14 protein-coding genes and 3 pseudogenes are annotated in these 14,611 nt (G+C 69.4%); 6 read left to right on the forward strand and 11 right to left on the reverse strand.

All coding sequences use genetic code 11. The features are described 5' to 3' along the window. Nucleotides 1–77 precede the first annotated feature (77 nt). Together ACFU5K_RS28780 and ACFU5K_RS28785 are read right to left on the reverse strand one after the other, a co-directional pair. Entirely contained in the window at nucleotides 78–278 is a 201-nt protein-coding gene (locus ACFU5K_RS28780; protein WP_384066787.1) for a hypothetical protein, read from the reverse strand. Then, the gene (locus ACFU5K_RS28785; protein WP_384066788.1) at nucleotides 275–550 is read right to left on the reverse strand and encodes a hypothetical protein; all 276 of its coding nucleotides are present in this window, start codon (nucleotides 548–550) and stop codon (nucleotides 275–277) included. The genes ACFU5K_RS28780 and ACFU5K_RS28785 overlap by 4 nt, the downstream gene beginning before the upstream one ends. Before the next feature lie 180 nt (nucleotides 551–730). Here ACFU5K_RS28785 and acnA point away from each other — a divergent pair, with 180 nt between their 5' ends. The 4 genes and pseudogenes from acnA to ACFU5K_RS28805 form a co-directional block, all read left to right on the forward strand. Continuing rightward, entirely contained in the window at nucleotides 731–3,445 is a 2,715-nt protein-coding gene (gene acnA, locus ACFU5K_RS28790) for an aconitate hydratase AcnA (protein WP_384066790.1), read from the forward strand. A 69-nt stretch (nucleotides 3,446–3,514) separates the two neighbouring features. Then, nucleotides 3,515–4,744: an ROK family protein gene (locus ACFU5K_RS28795; RefSeq protein WP_384066808.1), complete on the forward strand. Its 1,230-nt coding sequence runs from the start codon at nucleotides 3,515–3,517 to the stop codon at nucleotides 4,742–4,744. A 109-nt stretch (nucleotides 4,745–4,853) separates the two neighbouring features. Then, a pseudogene (locus ACFU5K_RS28800) lies at nucleotides 4,854–5,174 on the forward strand (IS110 family transposase); the annotation flags it as partial. Nucleotides 5,175–5,290: 116 nt separating this feature from the next. Further along, nucleotides 5,291–5,519 (forward strand): annotated as a pseudogene (locus ACFU5K_RS28805) (transcriptional regulator); the annotation flags it as partial. Nucleotides 5,520–5,791: 272 nt separating this feature from the next. Here ACFU5K_RS28805 and ACFU5K_RS28810 read toward each other — a convergent pair. The 3 genes from ACFU5K_RS28810 to ACFU5K_RS28820 all read right to left on the reverse strand — a co-directional run bounded on the left by ACFU5K_RS28810 (nucleotide 5,792) and on the right by ACFU5K_RS28820 (nucleotide 7,853). Beyond that, nucleotides 5,792–7,072, reverse strand: a complete 1,281-nt coding sequence (locus ACFU5K_RS28810) for a hemolysin family protein (protein ID WP_384066792.1) — start codon at nucleotides 7,070–7,072, stop codon at nucleotides 5,792–5,794. A gap of 63 nt (nucleotides 7,073–7,135) precedes the next feature. Further along, the gene (locus ACFU5K_RS28815; RefSeq protein ID WP_384066810.1) at nucleotides 7,136–7,522 is read right to left on the reverse strand and encodes a hypothetical protein; all 387 of its coding nucleotides are present in this window, start codon (nucleotides 7,520–7,522) and stop codon (nucleotides 7,136–7,138) included. A gap of 22 nt (nucleotides 7,523–7,544) precedes the next feature. Further along, on the reverse strand, nucleotides 7,545–7,853 hold the full coding sequence (locus ACFU5K_RS28820; RefSeq protein ID WP_384066794.1) for a universal stress protein: 309 nt from the start codon (nucleotides 7,851–7,853) through the stop codon (nucleotides 7,545–7,547). Between the two features lie 16 nt (nucleotides 7,854–7,869). On the opposite strand from ACFU5K_RS28820, the gene ACFU5K_RS28825 reads away from it, so the two are divergent. Continuing rightward, nucleotides 7,870–7,956 (forward strand): hypothetical protein, encoded by an 87-nt coding sequence (locus ACFU5K_RS28825; RefSeq protein ID WP_384066812.1) that lies wholly within the window; start codon nucleotides 7,870–7,872, stop codon nucleotides 7,954–7,956. Between the two features lie 3 nt (nucleotides 7,957–7,959). Further along, entirely contained in the window at nucleotides 7,960–8,205 is a 246-nt protein-coding gene (locus ACFU5K_RS28830; protein ID WP_384066796.1) for a hypothetical protein, read from the forward strand. 2 nt (nucleotides 8,206–8,207) lie between these two features. On the opposite strand, the gene ACFU5K_RS28835 is transcribed toward ACFU5K_RS28830, so the two are convergent. The 6 genes and pseudogenes from ACFU5K_RS28835 to ACFU5K_RS28860 all read right to left on the reverse strand — a co-directional run. Next, nucleotides 8,208–9,095 (reverse strand): universal stress protein, encoded by an 888-nt coding sequence (locus ACFU5K_RS28835; RefSeq protein WP_384066798.1) that lies wholly within the window; start codon nucleotides 9,093–9,095, stop codon nucleotides 8,208–8,210. Between the two features lie 542 nt (nucleotides 9,096–9,637). Beyond that, nucleotides 9,638–11,017 (reverse strand): GH1 family beta-glucosidase, encoded by a 1,380-nt coding sequence (locus ACFU5K_RS28840; protein WP_384066800.1) that lies wholly within the window; start codon nucleotides 11,015–11,017, stop codon nucleotides 9,638–9,640. A gap of 8 nt (nucleotides 11,018–11,025) precedes the next feature. Continuing rightward, complete coding sequence (locus tag ACFU5K_RS28845) at nucleotides 11,026–11,883, reverse strand: carbohydrate ABC transporter permease (protein ID WP_384066802.1); 858 nt, start codon at nucleotides 11,881–11,883, stop codon at nucleotides 11,026–11,028. A gap of 5 nt (nucleotides 11,884–11,888) precedes the next feature. Further along, nucleotides 11,889–12,860 carry a carbohydrate ABC transporter permease gene (locus tag ACFU5K_RS28850; protein ID WP_384066804.1) on the reverse strand — a complete coding sequence of 324 codons (972 nt, stop codon included), beginning with the start codon at nucleotides 12,858–12,860 and terminating at the stop codon, nucleotides 11,889–11,891. 11 nt (nucleotides 12,861–12,871) lie between these two features. Continuing rightward, the gene (locus ACFU5K_RS28855; protein ID WP_384066806.1) at nucleotides 12,872–14,134 is read right to left on the reverse strand and encodes an ABC transporter substrate-binding protein; all 1,263 of its coding nucleotides are present in this window, start codon (nucleotides 14,132–14,134) and stop codon (nucleotides 12,872–12,874) included. 151 nt (nucleotides 14,135–14,285) lie between these two features. Beyond that, nucleotides 14,286–14,611: pseudogene (locus ACFU5K_RS28860) on the reverse strand (xylose isomerase); the annotation flags it as partial.

Here is a 14,611-nt window from a genome sequence, read left to right on the forward strand (position 1 = left end):
CTAGTGACACGCCATCTCGGCGTGCTCACAGGCATTTTCGCAGGTCAACCCACATATTCGTGTCCTAGTCGGCACTGCTAACTGCGGAACTCAGGGTAGAGCGCTCGCTCAACCGGCGACAGCCGTCGCAACTGGTCCGCAGGCAGCATGACCACGGGCTGGGGTGGTCCTGCGGCGAACCTCCGCCACCCCTCCAGGGTGGTCAACTGCCGGTTGGCCCTGGCGTCGGCCTCCTGCAGAACGGCGCCGTGCCGGGTTGCCGGTTCGGAGATGGTCACGGGCGCCTCCAGGGGTTCGCGAGCGGGTCGAACAGGCCCAGCGGGATGACCTCGGCCAGCTCGGTGTCCGCGTCGTCCGCCGGCATGCCGTCAGTGGCGGGCGGATCGGGGATCGGCCGGTCAGGGGTTGTGGCCCGGGTTCGTGCGGCGACGCGCTGGGACCGCTTGGCCGCAGGGCCTTTCTTCGGGGCGGGGCCGTCGTGGGCCCGCCGCAACAGGGCCGCGGCGGCGTCCGCGATCTGGCGGTCACGGACGCCCGGGCATGACCGCACGGCGGCGATGTACTAGAGTTATCTCGACATCGAGATATCTGCCGAAGCGCACCGCAGCCGTCGCTCGGTAAGGGTTACCTAACTAACCCTTACCTTAGCGGATGGTGGGGGCCGCAGGCGGCGCCGGCCGCACATGAGGCGCGGCGCGGTTGAACGCGCACATTGAAGAAGGAGACTGTCGTGTCGGCGAACAGCTTCGACGCCCGCAGCACGCTGCGCGTGGGCGACGAGTCGTACGAGATCTTCAAGCTGGACAAGGTCGAGGGCTCCGCGCGCCTCCCTTACAGCCTGAAGGTGCTGCTGGAGAACCTGCTCCGCACCGAGGACGGCGCGAACATCACCGCCGACCACATCCGGGCGCTGGGCGGATGGGACTCGCAGGCCCAGCCCAGCCAGGAGATCCAGTTCACGCCGGCCCGCGTGATCATGCAGGACTTCACGGGTGTCCCCTGTGTCGTCGACCTCGCCACCATGCGTGAGGCCGTCAAGGAGCTCGGCGGGGACCCGGCGAAGATCAACCCGCTGGCCCCGGCCGAGCTGGTCATCGACCACTCCGTCATCGCCGACAAGTTCGGCACCAACGACGCGTTCGCGCAGAACGTCGAGCTGGAGTACGGCCGCAACAAGGAGCGCTACCAGTTCCTGCGCTGGGGCCAGACCGCCTTCGACGAGTTCAAGGTCGTCCCCCCGGGCACCGGCATCGTCCACCAGGTCAACATCGAGCACCTGGCCCGCACGGTCATGGTCCGGGGTGGCCAGGCCTACCCCGACACCCTCGTCGGCACCGACTCGCACACCACCATGGTCAACGGCCTCGGTGTGCTGGGCTGGGGCGTCGGCGGCATCGAGGCCGAGGCCGCGATGCTCGGCCAGCCGGTCTCCATGCTCATCCCGCGCGTCGTCGGCTTCAAGCTGACCGGCGAGCTCCCGGCCGGCACCACCGCCACCGACCTCGTGCTGACCATCACCGAGATGCTCCGCAAGCACGGCGTCGTCGGCAAGTTCGTCGAGTTCTACGGTGAGGGCGTCGCCGCCACCTCCCTCGCGAACCGCGCCACCATCGGCAACATGTCCCCGGAGTTCGGCTCGACCGCAGCGATCTTCCCGATCGACGACGAGACGCTGAAGTACCTCCGCCTGACCGGCCGCGACGCCCAGCAGGTCGCGCTCGTGGAGGCGTACGCCAAGGAGCAGGGCCTCTGGCTGGACCCGGCCGCCGAGCCCGACTTCTCCGAGAAGCTCGAGCTCGACCTCTCCACGGTCGTCCCCTCCATCGCAGGCCCGAAGCGCCCGCAGGACCGCATCGTCCTCGCGAACGCCAAGGCTCAGTTCGCCCAGGACATCCGCAACTACGTCGCCGACGACGAGGAGGCGGGCAAGGAGTCCTTCCCGGCCTCCGACTCCCCGGCCACCGCCAACGGCGTCCCGTCGAACCCGGTCACGGTCACGGCCCCCGACGGCACGACGTACGAGCTCGACCACGGCGCCGTCACCGTCGCCGCGATCACCTCCTGCACCAACACCTCGAACCCGTACGTCATGGTCGCCGCGGCGCTCGTGGCGAAGAAGGCGGTCGAGAAGGGCCTGACCCGCAAGCCGTGGGTCAAGACCACGCTCGCCCCGGGCTCGAAGGTCGTCACCGACTACTTCGACAAGGCGGGTCTGACCCCGTACCTCGACAAGGTCGGCTTCAACCTCGTCGGCTACGGCTGCACCACCTGCATCGGCAACTCCGGCCCGCTGCCGGAAGAGGTCTCCAAGGCGGTCAACGACCACGACCTGGCCGTCACCTCGGTGCTCTCCGGCAACCGCAACTTCGAGGGCCGGATCAACCCCGACGTCAAGATGAACTACCTGGCGTCCCCGCCGCTGGTCGTCGCGTACGCCATCGCCGGCTCGATGAAGGTCGACATCACCAAGGACGCCCTCGGCGTCGACCAGGACGGCAAGCCCGTCTTCCTCCAGGACATCTGGCCCACCGAGGCCGAGGTCAACGACGTCGTCGCCAACTCCATTGGCGAGGACATGTTCAACAAGTCCTACCAGGACGTCTTCGCGGGCGACGCCCAGTGGCAGGCGCTGTCGATCCCGACCGGCAACACCTTCGAGTGGGACTCCGAGTCCACCTACGTGCGCAAGCCCCCGTACTTCGAGGGCATGACGATGGAGACGACCCCGGTCGAGGACATCACCGGCGCCCGGGTGCTCGCCAAGCTGGGCGACTCGGTCACCACCGACCACATCTCCCCGGCCGGTGCGATCAAGGCCGACACCCCGGCCGGCAAGTACCTCACGGAGCACGGCATCGAGCGCCGTGACTTCAACTCCTACGGCTCGCGCCGTGGCAACCACGAGGTCATGATCCGCGGCACGTTCGCCAACATCCGCCTGCGCAACCAGATCGCGCCGGGCACCGAAGGTGGCTTCACCCGCGACTTCACGCAGGCTGACGCCCCCGTGTCGTTCATCTACGACGCCTCCCAGAACTACCAGGCCGCGGGCACCCCGCTCGTCATCCTGGCGGGCAAGGAGTACGGCTCCGGCTCGTCCCGTGACTGGGCGGCCAAGGGCACCGCGCTCCTGGGCGTCAAGGCCGTCATCGCCGAGTCCTACGAGCGCATCCACCGCTCGAACCTCATCGGCATGGGCGTCCTCCCGCTCCAGTTCCCGGAGGGCCACACCGCCGAGTCCCTCGGCCTCACCGGCGAGGAGAGCTTCTCCTTCACCGGTGTGACCGAGCTGAACAACGGCACCACGCCGCGTACGGTCAAGGTCACCACCGACACGGGTGTGGAGTTCGACGGCGTCGTCCGCATCGACACCCCCGGTGAGGCGGACTACTACCGCAACGGCGGCATCCTGCAGTACGTGCTCCGCAGCCTGATCCGCAAGTAGAGGCACCGCGAAGTGAGCGAGGGCCGCACCCCCGAGGTGCGGCCCTTCGCCGTTAGGGTCGAAGGCCTGATGAAGAACAACCTCGCCTCTCCCGCCGCCAAGGCCGGGCACGAGTCCGTGCGGCGCCACAACCTGAGCCTCGTCCTGCGGACCGTGCGCGACGAGGGCGAGGTCACCCGGGCCGGGGTGGCGAGCCTCGTGGGGCTCACCAGGGCCGCCGTCTCCTCCCTCGTCGAGGAACTCCTCGCCCTGGACTGCCTCAGCGAGTCCGGCAAGACCTCCAGCGGCTCGGCCGGGCGCCCCGGGACCGTGCTGAAGCTCTCCCGGACAGGCCCGGCGGGACTCGGCGTGGAGATCAACATCGACTACGTGTCGGTATGCGCGGTCGACCTGACGGGTACCGACCGGGTCCGCGTCACTGAGTACACAGACCACCGCGACGTCCCGCCCGCCGAGGCCCTGGCCCACGCCGCCCGGCTCACAAGCCGGGTCATCGCCTCCACCCGTGAACAGGAACTACGGGTGGTCGGCGTCGAGTTGGCACTGCCCGGCCTCGTCTCCGGCGGTGTCGTCCGGCAGGCACCGAACCTGGGCTGGAGCAGGGTGGCCGCCGAGGGCATCTTCGGGCAGGCGCTGAGCACGCTCCGCCCGGCGGGCAGGGCGCTCGCGGTCGGCTCGGACAACGAGGCGAACCTGGCGGCCCTCGCCGAGCACTGGTTCGGCGGCCTCGGCGGCGTACGCACCTTCCTCTATCTCAGCGGTGAGATCGGAGTGGGCGGCGCACTCGTGGTGAACGGCGAGATGCTGCGGGGCGCGCACGGTTTCGCAGGCGAGATCGGGCACGTCGTCGTCGACCCAGCCGGCCCGCTCTGCCGCTGCGGGGCACGCGGCTGCCTGGAGCAGTACGCGGGCCGGGCGGCGCTTCTGAGGGCGGCGGGCATCGACCCGGCCACCGGGGTACGCGGGATCGCCGAGTTGGAGCAGCGGGCAGCGGCGGGTGAGACGCGCGCCGTCACCGCGCTGCGCGAGGCGGGGGACCGGCTGGGCGTGGTCCTGGCCGGCGCGGTCAACCTCTTCGACCCGGAGGCGGTCGTACTGGGCGGGATCTACCGGAACCTGATGCCGTGGCTCGAAGGGCCGGCCGACGCCCAGCTCACCGCCCGGGTGGTCTCAGGCCGCTGGCACGAGAACGGCAGCCGCCTGAGGGCCTCGTCCCTCTCCGGCGACGCGGCCCGGGGTGCGGCGGCCCGGGTCGTGCGCGAGGTCATGGACAACCCGGCGGCGTACGCGACGCGATGACGGCTCGTCAGAGTCGTTGGTACCCAAGAGTCGTGGCTCAACCCGGGCGGGGGCTGCGACTGCCTGGGCAGAATGCTCCGAGACACTGGGCATGCGGCGCCTGTCCCGGGCCGCGATCCGCCGAGCCGGGGTCACGCGGCTGACCAAGTGGCTGGCCAACCGCAAGGTCCGAAACGCAAGCGCCCTGGCCGAAGCAGCCGTCGAGGCCGCTGACCGCCAGCACACCTGCGTCCCCGGGGAGTAGACCATCGCGTAACTGGTCAGCACCCTGGCCGAGGAGGTGATGGCCCTCAACGAGCAGATCTCCGAGATGGACAAGCTCATCGAGGGCCGGTTTCGCGAGCACGAACTCGCCGACATAGTCCTGAGCGCCCCGGGCATCGGCACCGTGCTCGGTGCCGAGTTCCTCGCCGCCGTCGGCGGCAGCCTGGTCGCCTCTAATTCGCACTCGTTCGCCCAACTGCGTTAGTGGTACCCGAACTTCTTTTCGCTAATAGCGCTTCGCGTGATGGCCCGTGTATGTGAAGGGTTCGTATGATCGACGGCATGGGTACTACAGCGGTACGCGGCGACCGGTGGACGCTTTGACCAATCACGCACGGGTGCTGCTGTGGATCGCCCGCGACCCGGACGTTCGACTGCGTGATATCGGCGTCACCGAACGTGCGGTGCAGATCGTCGTGGCCGACCTGGAGCCGCGGGGTACCTGACCCGCACCCGGGTTGGCCGCCGCAACCCTTACACCATCGCCTCCAGCGCCGCCCGGCGCCACCCATGTGGCGGAGCACCGCTGACTGTGATCCGTCAGTACATCGAGAGCCAGAAGCGTCCTACCTGACCGTCACCCCGGAGCCGCAGAGAACTCCGCCGCTGCGCGGCTCGGGGATGAGGATGCGTTTCCCTCCCCGGCTGAAGCCGGGGATACCCACGCAAGATCAGGGATGGAGCGGCCCACTGCCCCTGGTTCCGCCTCATGACTGGGTTGGATCGCCGGGCCGTTCCTGGCCGGTGGCCCCTCTCGTGCTGGCTGGGTGACGAAGGGCCGGGCTACCGACCCTGGTGGGGTCTCAGGCGGACAGCGGTGACTGCATGGTGGTGGACGCCGGTGATCTCGATGGTCCAGTCGGTGAGGCGGATGCTGTCGCCGGGGTGCTGTGGCAGGTGCCCGAGCCGGGCCAGGGCGAGACCGGCGATGGTCGTGTACGGGCCGTGGGCGAGGTCACCGAAGTCGACTCCGAGGTCGGGCAGGTCGTGGAGGGGGAAGCTGCCGGGCAGGAGCAGGGATCCGTCGGGCTGGGTGTAGTCCGTTGCCGCGGTGCGATCGGTCTCGTCGTAGATTTCGCCGACGATCTCCTCGAGGAGGTCCTCGATGGTGACGATGCCGTCGACGGAACCGTGTTCGTCGACGACGAGGGCGAACTGCTCGTGGGCGGTCATCAGGCGCCGCAGGGCTTCGGAGACCTTCATGAAGTCGGAGAGAAACAGCGCCGGCCGGACGAGGCCGCTGAGGGCGGTGGTGTCGTTGCTGGTGGTCAGCTCGCGCAGGTGAACGACGCCGACGACATCGTCGAAGTGTCCCGCCTGCAGGACGGGGGCACGGGAGTGTCCGGCTTGGGCCAAGGCCATGCGGGCCTGGGCGGTCGGCATGTCATCGGGCAGGGTGAACACGTCACGGCGTGGAACGACAACGGCGCGCAGGGGGCGCTCGTGGATCTCCAGGGCGCTGGAGATGATGGTCCGCTGCTGTGTGGTCAGGCCGCGGTGGCTCGCGACCATGTCCCGTAGTTCTTCTGGGCTGGGCGGCTGCTGGGCTGCGCGTGGGTTGCCGCCGAGGAGGCGGACAATCAGATCGGTGGCCTGGCTGAGGGCCCAGACGGCGGGACGTGCCCCGGTGGCGAGGAGATCGAGAGGGGTGGCTGCCAGTAGAGCCCACCGCTGGGCGTACTGCATGGCCAGACGCTTGGGCGCGAGTTCGCCGACCACCAGCGTGACGAAGGTGAGCACCAGGGTTACCAGCGCGATGGCCAGCGGCTCGGCGGCCCGTCCGGCGAAGCCCAGAGCGGGCACCAGGGGCTCGGCCAGGGAGACCGCGGCGGTGGCGGAGGCCAGGAACCCGGCCAGGGTGATGCCGATCTGGATGGTGGCCAGAAAACGGTTGGGGTCCTCGGTCAGATGCGTCAGCCGGGCCGCGCGGGCTCCCCCACGGCGCCTCAGGCGGCGCAGCTGGCTCTCCCGCAGAGAGATGAGCGCGATCTCGCTGCCTGCGAAGAGTGCGTTGAGCACGATCAGTGCGGCGATGAGTGCGAGGTCGAACCCGAATCCTGCCATGACGCCACCGTGCCACCCGCTCGGGCGTGCCGCCCTGAGGGTGGCAGGCCGTGTCGTCGACGGTCAGTGCGTGCCGCAGCCGGAAAAGGACGAAGGTGTAGAAGGCCACGGCGGCGGTCGCGACGTCGGTGAGGTGCCGGGCGATGGCGAAGACGGCCATCGTCGAACGGCCGCGCGAGAACGTGATGCACCGCCCGCCCCGCCCGCCGGCGAACGCGTCCTGAACGCCTGCCGTCTCGCAGCGATCACCCGCGCCGGCGCCGCCATAGCCACCGGTACGGGCATGTGGGTGCAGCGGTCCAGCAGGACATCGACCGCCCCCTTGACGTGGATGCGGGCGGAACCGACGGCGTCGGTGTGGAAGGTGGCCATGTACTTGACGGCCGGATCGAAGGGAACCTCGCCGATTCGCGGAGCCTCCCCTGAGGGGCCGGCGTAGCGGAGGACGATGCGGCTCGAGACGGGAGCATGGTCACTCCCTGCCGCGCACGACGGCGACGGGGCAGCGGGCGTGGTGCAGCAGGGCCTGGCTGACCGAGCCGGGCAGCAGACCGGTGAAGCCGCCGAGGCCCCGGGCGCCGGCCACCACCAGTTGCGCATCGTGGCTGGCGTCGATCAGAGCCGGCCGGATCCAGGAACGCACCAGACGCCGCTCCACGACGATCTGCGCGAAGTCCTCCTGCCGGGAAGCCACCGTCTCGTCGAGCAGCCGTTGCTCGGCCTCGCGTAGGTGGTCGGCATCCGCGTCGATCGTGGCGATCGTCCGCGGCGAGGAGGTCATCCCCTCGCCCGGGCCGGTGCACGTCCTGCGCGCCGGGGACGTTTTGGTGGTGATCGGAACCCACGACGGGATCGCCGCGGTGGAACAGATCGTCCGGGGCTGAACCGTGCAGATCTCCATCGCCCTGCTGCTGGAACTGGGGATCATCCTGACCGCGCTGAGCCTGCTCGGTGCGCTGGCACACGTCCGGCGGGCACGCCCCGCCCCCACCACGATGCGAGGGCGCAGTGAGCGGCCGATACAGGGGTCTGCAGGGCTACGGCGGACAGTGGAACAGACGCTCGCCCACCCGCGTCCGATCCATACGGCGCGTCACCGCCGGTGCCACCAGGTGAACGCCTGCCGCCACTGAGGTCACTGCCGCTCACCAGCCCCCTGTACGACAGCGACCGGGCAGTGCGCATGATGCAGAACCGCCTGGCTGACCGACCCCAGCATCAGCCCGGCGAACCCGCCACGACCCCGGGCACCGACCACCAACAGCTGCGCCGAGCGACTGGCCTCAATCAGCGCCTCACGGGTCTGGCTGCGCAGCGCCCGATACTCCACACTCACTCCCGGGTGCCGCTCCCTGCGCCCGGCCAGCGCCTCGGACACCAGCCGCTCCTCCGCCTCGGCAAGTTCACTCGGCGGGTCCACATAGGTGTCTGCGCCCTCGTGCATTTGGGAAGGGGGCGCATTCCACAAGGTCCAGGCATGGATCGCCCTCAGCGGGGCTCCACGCAGCGCGGCTTCCGCGAAGGCGAACTCGATTGCCTGCTCGCCGGCGGCGGAGCCGTCCACACCCACTACCACCGGCCCCTCCTCGTCGCCCCCCTCACGCACGACCAGCACCGGGCACTGGCCGTGCGCGGCCAGGTGCATCGCCGCCGAACCCACCAGCAGCCCGACGAACCCGCCCGTGCCACGCGACCCGACCACCACGAGCTCTGCAGCCCGCGACTGCGCCTCCAGCACTGTCAACGGCTCCCCGGCCACCACGGTGTGCGAGACATCCACCGCCGGTGCCGTGGACTTGGCGCGCGTCACCGCCTCGGCCACGACCCGCTCTACCATGGTGCGCAGCCCGCCCTCCGGCGGGCCCAGGGGCGACTGCCCCAGCGGCACATGCATCGCAGGCCACAAGAACGCGTGCACCACGCGCAGCCCCGCACTACGCCACTGCGCCTCACGCGCCGCAGTCTCCACGGCCGCGAGACTCGACACGGATCCGTCCACACCCACGACCACCAGACCGCTCATTTTGACTCCCTCACCAAAGACGACCCAGCACCTTCACCGCCCAGCGTCACCACGACGTCTCGCTGCTGCCAGGGGAGCGCCAGCGGGCGGGTGACGCGATCGGCATCATCTCCGGGCCACCGGCGCGGGCGCTGATGAGCTAGGCCAGGGAACGGGACATCGGCCTCATCGTCGTCGGCACACACCTGCCTGCCCGTACCCGCGGTGGGCGCCGGGCGAGTTCCATCGAGGAAGGAGTCAGCACCGGACCGGCCACGGTGGCAGCAGGCGTAGACCGCCGCCAAGGCGCCGAGCCGGTCCTGCATCACCACGACCAGACCGATCATGACGAGAAAGAACTCGCCGCGTGCGATGAGCGCGGTACCGGCCCGCAGCCGGACCGATCAGGGGCTGGTCCCGGCATCGAGATTTTCGGCAACTTCAAAGGGCTGCGGAGCTCTTCGGTGACAGCTGCCGATGTTAGGTGTAGTTGGAGGCGCAAGCCGCCGGGGGCGTACGCGCCGAGGTTGCGCGTGTACGCCCCCGGTGGGGCGACCGGACGATCAGGCCCGGTGGGCCGCGATCAGCTGCTGGTACCAGCGGTAGCTGTCCTTCGGCGTGCGCTCCAGGGTGTCGTAGTCGACCCGGATGATCCCGAACCGCTTCGCATAGCCCAGTGCCCACTCGAAGTTGTCGAGCAGCGACCACACGTAGTACCCGCGTACGTCGACACCGGCGTCCATGGCCGCCCGCAGCGCGGTCAGGTGGGTGCGCAGGTACTCCACCCGGTCCGCGTCACGGACCGACCCGTCCGCCTCGACTTCGTCGAACTCCGCCGAGCCGTTCTCCGTGATGTGCACGGGCGGCAGCGCGTCGCCGTACGTCTGCTTCAGCGCGGTCAGCAGATCGGTGAAGGACTCAGGGACGACCGGCCAGCCCATGGCGGTCCTGCGGACGTCCGGGTACTGGCCCTCCGCGTAGCGGTTGTCCGTGGCCACCCGCAGCGCCGGGTCCGCCTCGCGGTGCGGGGCGGCCGCGACGACGATCGGCCGGTAGTAGTTGATGCCCAGGAAGTCCATCGGCTGGGAGATCAGCTCCAGGTCGCCCTCGCGGCGGAAGTCCTGGCCCGTGATCAGCTCGCCCCAGGTCTCCTCCTCGGTCGCCGGGTAGCGGCCCGCGAGCAGCGGTTCCGTCCACACCAGGTTGTGCTGGGTGTCCGCCCGCACGACGGCGGCGAGGTCGGCGTCCGACTCCGTGGCCGGGACGTTGCGGTCCAGGTTGAGCGTGATGCCCGCCTCGCGGACGCCCGCCGCGCGCAGCGCGTTCATCGCGTGCCCGTGCCCGACCAGCAGGTGGTGCGCGGCCGCCAGTGCCCCGCGGCCCTCCTTGGCGCCTGGTGCGTGCCGGCCCACCGAGTAGCCGAGGAACGCGCTGCACCAGGGCTCGTTGAGCGTGATCCAGCGCGGCACCCGGTCGCCGAGGTGCTCGGCGACGATCGCCGTGTACTCACCGAAGCGCTCCGCCGTCTCCCGTACACGCCAGCCGCCCTTGTCCTCCAGGGCCTGCGGCAGGTCCCAGTGGTACAGGGTGGCGGCGGGCTCGATGCCCGCCTCCAGGAGCGAGTCCACGAGGCGGGAGTAGAAGTCCAGCCCCTTGGGGTTCACGGCGCCGCTGCCCGTGGCCTGGATACGGGACCAGGCGATGGAGAAGCGGTACGACTCGACGCCCAGGTCGCGCAGCAGCGCCACGTCCTCGGGGTAGCGGTGGTAGTGGTCGCAGGCCACGTCGCCCGTGTCGCCGCCGTCCGTCCGGCCGGGCGTGTGGCTGTAGGTGTCCCAGATGGAGGGGCCGCGGCCGTCTTCCTCCACTGCGCCCTCGATCTGGTACGAGGCCGTGGCCGCGCCGAAGACGAATCCGGGCGGGAAGACCGGGAAGTCACTCATGGGAACCCTTACTTGACCGAGCCGCCGGTGATCCCGGCGGCGATGTACTTCTGGGACAGGACGAGGAGCACCGCCGCGGGGACCGCGGAGAGCACGGACGCGGCCATGACCGACCCCCAGTCGCCGACGTGCGCCCCAATGTACTGGTAGATGCCCAGCGTGATCGGCTTGACGTCGTCCGTGGTGTTCAGCGTGAGCGCGAACATGAAGTCGCTCCACGCGTAGAGGAACGAGAAGAGTCCGGCGGTGATCAGGGAGTTGCGGCTCATCGGCAGGACGACCTGGACGAACGTACGGATGCGGCCCGCGCCGTCGACCTCGGCGGCCTCGATGACCTCGCGTGGGATGGAGACCATGAACGAGCGCATCAGCACGATCGCGAAGGGGATGCCCAGCGAGGCGTCCGCGAGCATCAGGCCGAAGTAGGAGTTGACCAGACCGAGGTCCACGTACGCGCTGTACAGGGCGTTCGCGATGACGATGCCCGGGACCATCTGTGTGATGAGTGTGCCGAAGACGATCATGCGGCCGGCGCGCAGCTTGAACTGCGCCAGCCCGTACGCCGCCGGCGCGGAGATCGCCAGACAGATGACCACCGCACCGAGTGCCACGGCCAGCGAGGTCAGCAGGTTGGTGCCCTGGTCCGTGATCGCCGAGCTGAAGCCGGAGAAGTCGATGTCCGTCGGGACGGGATTCACGTCGACCAGACTCGCGTCCGGCTGCAGAGCCGTGTTGATCATCCAGTACAGCGGGAACAGCATGACCGCCAGGACGGCGACGCCGAAGACGGTCGCGCCCCAGTGGCGCTTCGGCCGGCTGACGGCCGCGGGAGCCGGGGCGGCGGGGATCTGGGTGGTGGTCGCCATGCCGGTCACTTCCCCTCGTTGCGGTTGACCCGCAGGTAGAACACCGCGAAGACGGCGGAGATCAGGATCAGGATGTTGCCGACCACGGCACCGGCCCCGAAGTCCATCTGGACGAAGGAGTTCTGGTAGGTCAGCGTGCCGAGCGTCTGTGTGGAGTCGGCGGGACCGCCGTCGGTGAGGGCGAGGACCAGGTCGAGGATCTTGACCGTCGACATGAATCCGAGCACCAGCACCACGGTGATGACGGGCTTGAGCATGGGCAGGGTGACCGACCGGAACGTGCGCCAGGCGGAAGCGCCGTCGAGAGCGGCGGCCTCGCTCAGCTCCTTGGGAACCTCCTGGAGACCGCCGTAGAGGATCACCATGTTGAACGGGATGCCGATCCAGACGTTGACGAGGATCACGGAGATCAGCGCCATGCTCGTGCTGGTCAGCCAGGGCGTGTCGGCCGGCAGTCCGACGGTGCCCAGGAACGAGTTGAGGACACCGGTGTCCTGGTCGAAGATGCGCCGCCAGACGATGCCGGAGACGACCATCGGGACCAGCCACGGAAGCAGGATCAGGGAGCGCAGGATGCCGTTCAGGGGGAAGCGGCGGCTGAAGAAGACGGCGAGGGCCAGACCGATGCAGAACTGGCCGACCAGCGATCCGACGGTGAAGAGGATCGTCTGCCACAGGGCCTTGCCGAACAGCCCGTCGTTGAAGACGTTGCTCCAGTTGTCCGTGCCGTTGAACGGCGCCTTACCGGTGAAGAAGGTGGACGGCGAGTAGTCCTGGAAGCTCATCACGATGTTGCGGACGAGCGGGTAACCGAAGAACAGTGCCATGAAGATCACGGCGGGGGCTACGAACCCCCACTGCGCGAGCGCCCTGCGCCGCTTGACGCTCCGCGGGTTCACGGGCTTCCTGACCTCGCCGGCCGCGGAGGCCTTCGTGTCAGCCGGCAGTGTGGCGGCCGGGGCTGTGGTGGATGACATGGTTCGTTACCTCAGTTCCCGCTCTTGACCTGCTGCTGGGCGCGCTTCAGGGCGGCCTCGCTGGACTCGCCGGTGAGGGCGGACTGGAAGGCGCTCTGCAGGGCGAGCGACACCGACGACCACTGCGCGCCGACCTTCGCCGTACGCGAGCGTGCCGTGGAGACCTGTCCGGCCAGCGCCGCCAGCTCCGGCGCCTTCGTGCGCCAGACCGCCGCGGCCTTCGTGTTGGCCGGGACCATCCAGCTGTTCAGGGCGTAGGTGATCTGCTCCTGCTCGCCCGCCATGCAGCCGATGATCTTGGCGGCGGTCTTCTCGCGCGTGCTGTCACCCGTGTTCGGCACGGTCAGCACACCGCCGCCGAGCGGACCCACGGAGTCGTCGCCCGCCTCGGGTACGGGTATCTCCGCGATGCCCCAGTTGAGCCCCTTCTTGGCGTTCAGGGTCTCGACCTGCCACGGGCCGTTGATCATCATGGCCGCGTTGCCCGCCATGAACTGGTCGTTGACGTCGGCCTGGGTCCAGTTGACCGTCGACTTGGAGAGCGAGCCGTCCTTCAGCAGGCCCTTCCAGTAGTCGAGCGCACCGGCGACCTCGGGGCTGTCGAGTTTCGTCTCGTCCCCGCCGTTGGACCACATGAACGGGGTGAACTGGAAGACGCCGTCCTCCGCGCCGCCCGCGCTCAGCGCCACGCCGTACCGCTTGCCGTGCGTCAGCTTCTTGGCGGTCGACTGCATCTCGGCCCAGGTCTTGGGCACCGGGAGGCCGGCCTTGTCGAGGGTGTCCTTGTTGTAGAACAGCGCCAGGGTGTTCACGGTGCGCGCGGCGCCGTAGTAGTTCCCGTCGAAAGAACCGAAGTTGACGATCCCCTCGGGTATGTCCGTCGTGGTCAGCCCGACGTCCTTGAGCGGGATCAGCCCGCCGGCCTCGGCGAACGTCGGCATCTCGGAGGCGTCCAGCTGGAGCACGTCCGGCAGCGACTTCGAGGACGCCATGCGCAGCGCCTTCGTCATCAGCTGGGCGGCCGGCACGCTCTGCTGCTCGATGGTGATCCCGAGCTCCTTGCTGCAGCGCGCGAGGGTGTCGCCGTCCCAGCGGTGGTACGACTCGTCGGTCGAGGAGTTCATGACGGTGTAGACGTCCTCGTCCCGCTGCTGGCCGCATCCCGACAGGACGGTGCCGGCGGCGATCGCGGAGACGACGGTGAGGGGGACGGCGATCCGCCTGGTGCGGCGGCTGCGGCGTCCGGTCCGCCCGTCCGGGGAAGGTTCTGTCACGGTGGTGCCCTTGCGGTGAGAGGGGGGCCGGGACCCATGGGAACGCTCCCACGGGATGCTCGTCAAGCCCCTGCGTGGATCCGGCGGTGTCACGGCGGGGGATGGGAGGGTCCGGCGGCAGGGCCGCCGGGCACCCCGGGACGTGGGTGGTTCAGCGGGTGCCGAGGAGGTGTTCCAGGGCGAGTTGGTCGAGGGCTTCGAAGGCCATGGTGCGTTCGGCGGTGGTGCTGGCGTCGAAGTCTTCGTAGGCGGTGCGGTCGGCGAGGAGGGCTTTGAGGCCGTCGTCGGCGGTGGGGCGGGCGAGTTCGTGCAGGCGGGAGGCGGTGAGGGCTTCCTGGACGGCGGGGTCGGCGCGGAAGGCGGCGGCGCGTTCCTTGAGGATGAGGTAGTTGCGCATGCAGTTCTTCGCGGATTCCCAGACGCCGTCGATGCCGTCGGTGCGTACGGGCTTGAAGTCGAAGTGGCGGGGGCCTTCGT

The organism is Streptomyces sp. NPDC057428, assembly GCF_042803195.1.
GTDB lineage: Bacteria > Actinomycetota > Actinomycetes > Streptomycetales > Streptomycetaceae > Streptomyces.

Excerpts from the sequence above, each read along its gene's own strand:
- ACFU5K_RS28795 (WP_384066808.1), top strand. The coding sequence starts at position 3,515 with ATGAAGAACAACCTCGCCTCTCCCGCCGCCAAGGCCGGGCACGAGTCC.
- ACFU5K_RS28810 (WP_384066792.1), bottom strand. The coding sequence starts at position 7,072 with ATGGCAGGATTCGGGTTCGACCTCGCACTCATCGCCGCACTGATCGTG.
- ACFU5K_RS28820 (WP_384066794.1), bottom strand. The coding sequence starts at position 7,853 with ATGACCTCCTCGCCGCGGACGATCGCCACGATCGACGCGGATGCCGAC.
- ACFU5K_RS28835 (WP_384066798.1), bottom strand. The coding sequence starts at position 9,095 with ATGAGCGGTCTGGTGGTCGTGGGTGTGGACGGATCCGTGTCGAGTCTC.
- ACFU5K_RS28840 (WP_384066800.1), bottom strand. The coding sequence starts at position 11,017 with ATGAGTGACTTCCCGGTCTTCCCGCCCGGATTCGTCTTCGGCGCGGCC.
- ACFU5K_RS28845 (WP_384066802.1), bottom strand. The coding sequence starts at position 11,883 with ATGGCGACCACCACCCAGATCCCCGCCGCCCCGGCTCCCGCGGCCGTC.
- ACFU5K_RS28850 (WP_384066804.1), bottom strand. The coding sequence starts at position 12,860 with ATGTCATCCACCACAGCCCCGGCCGCCACACTGCCGGCTGACACGAAG.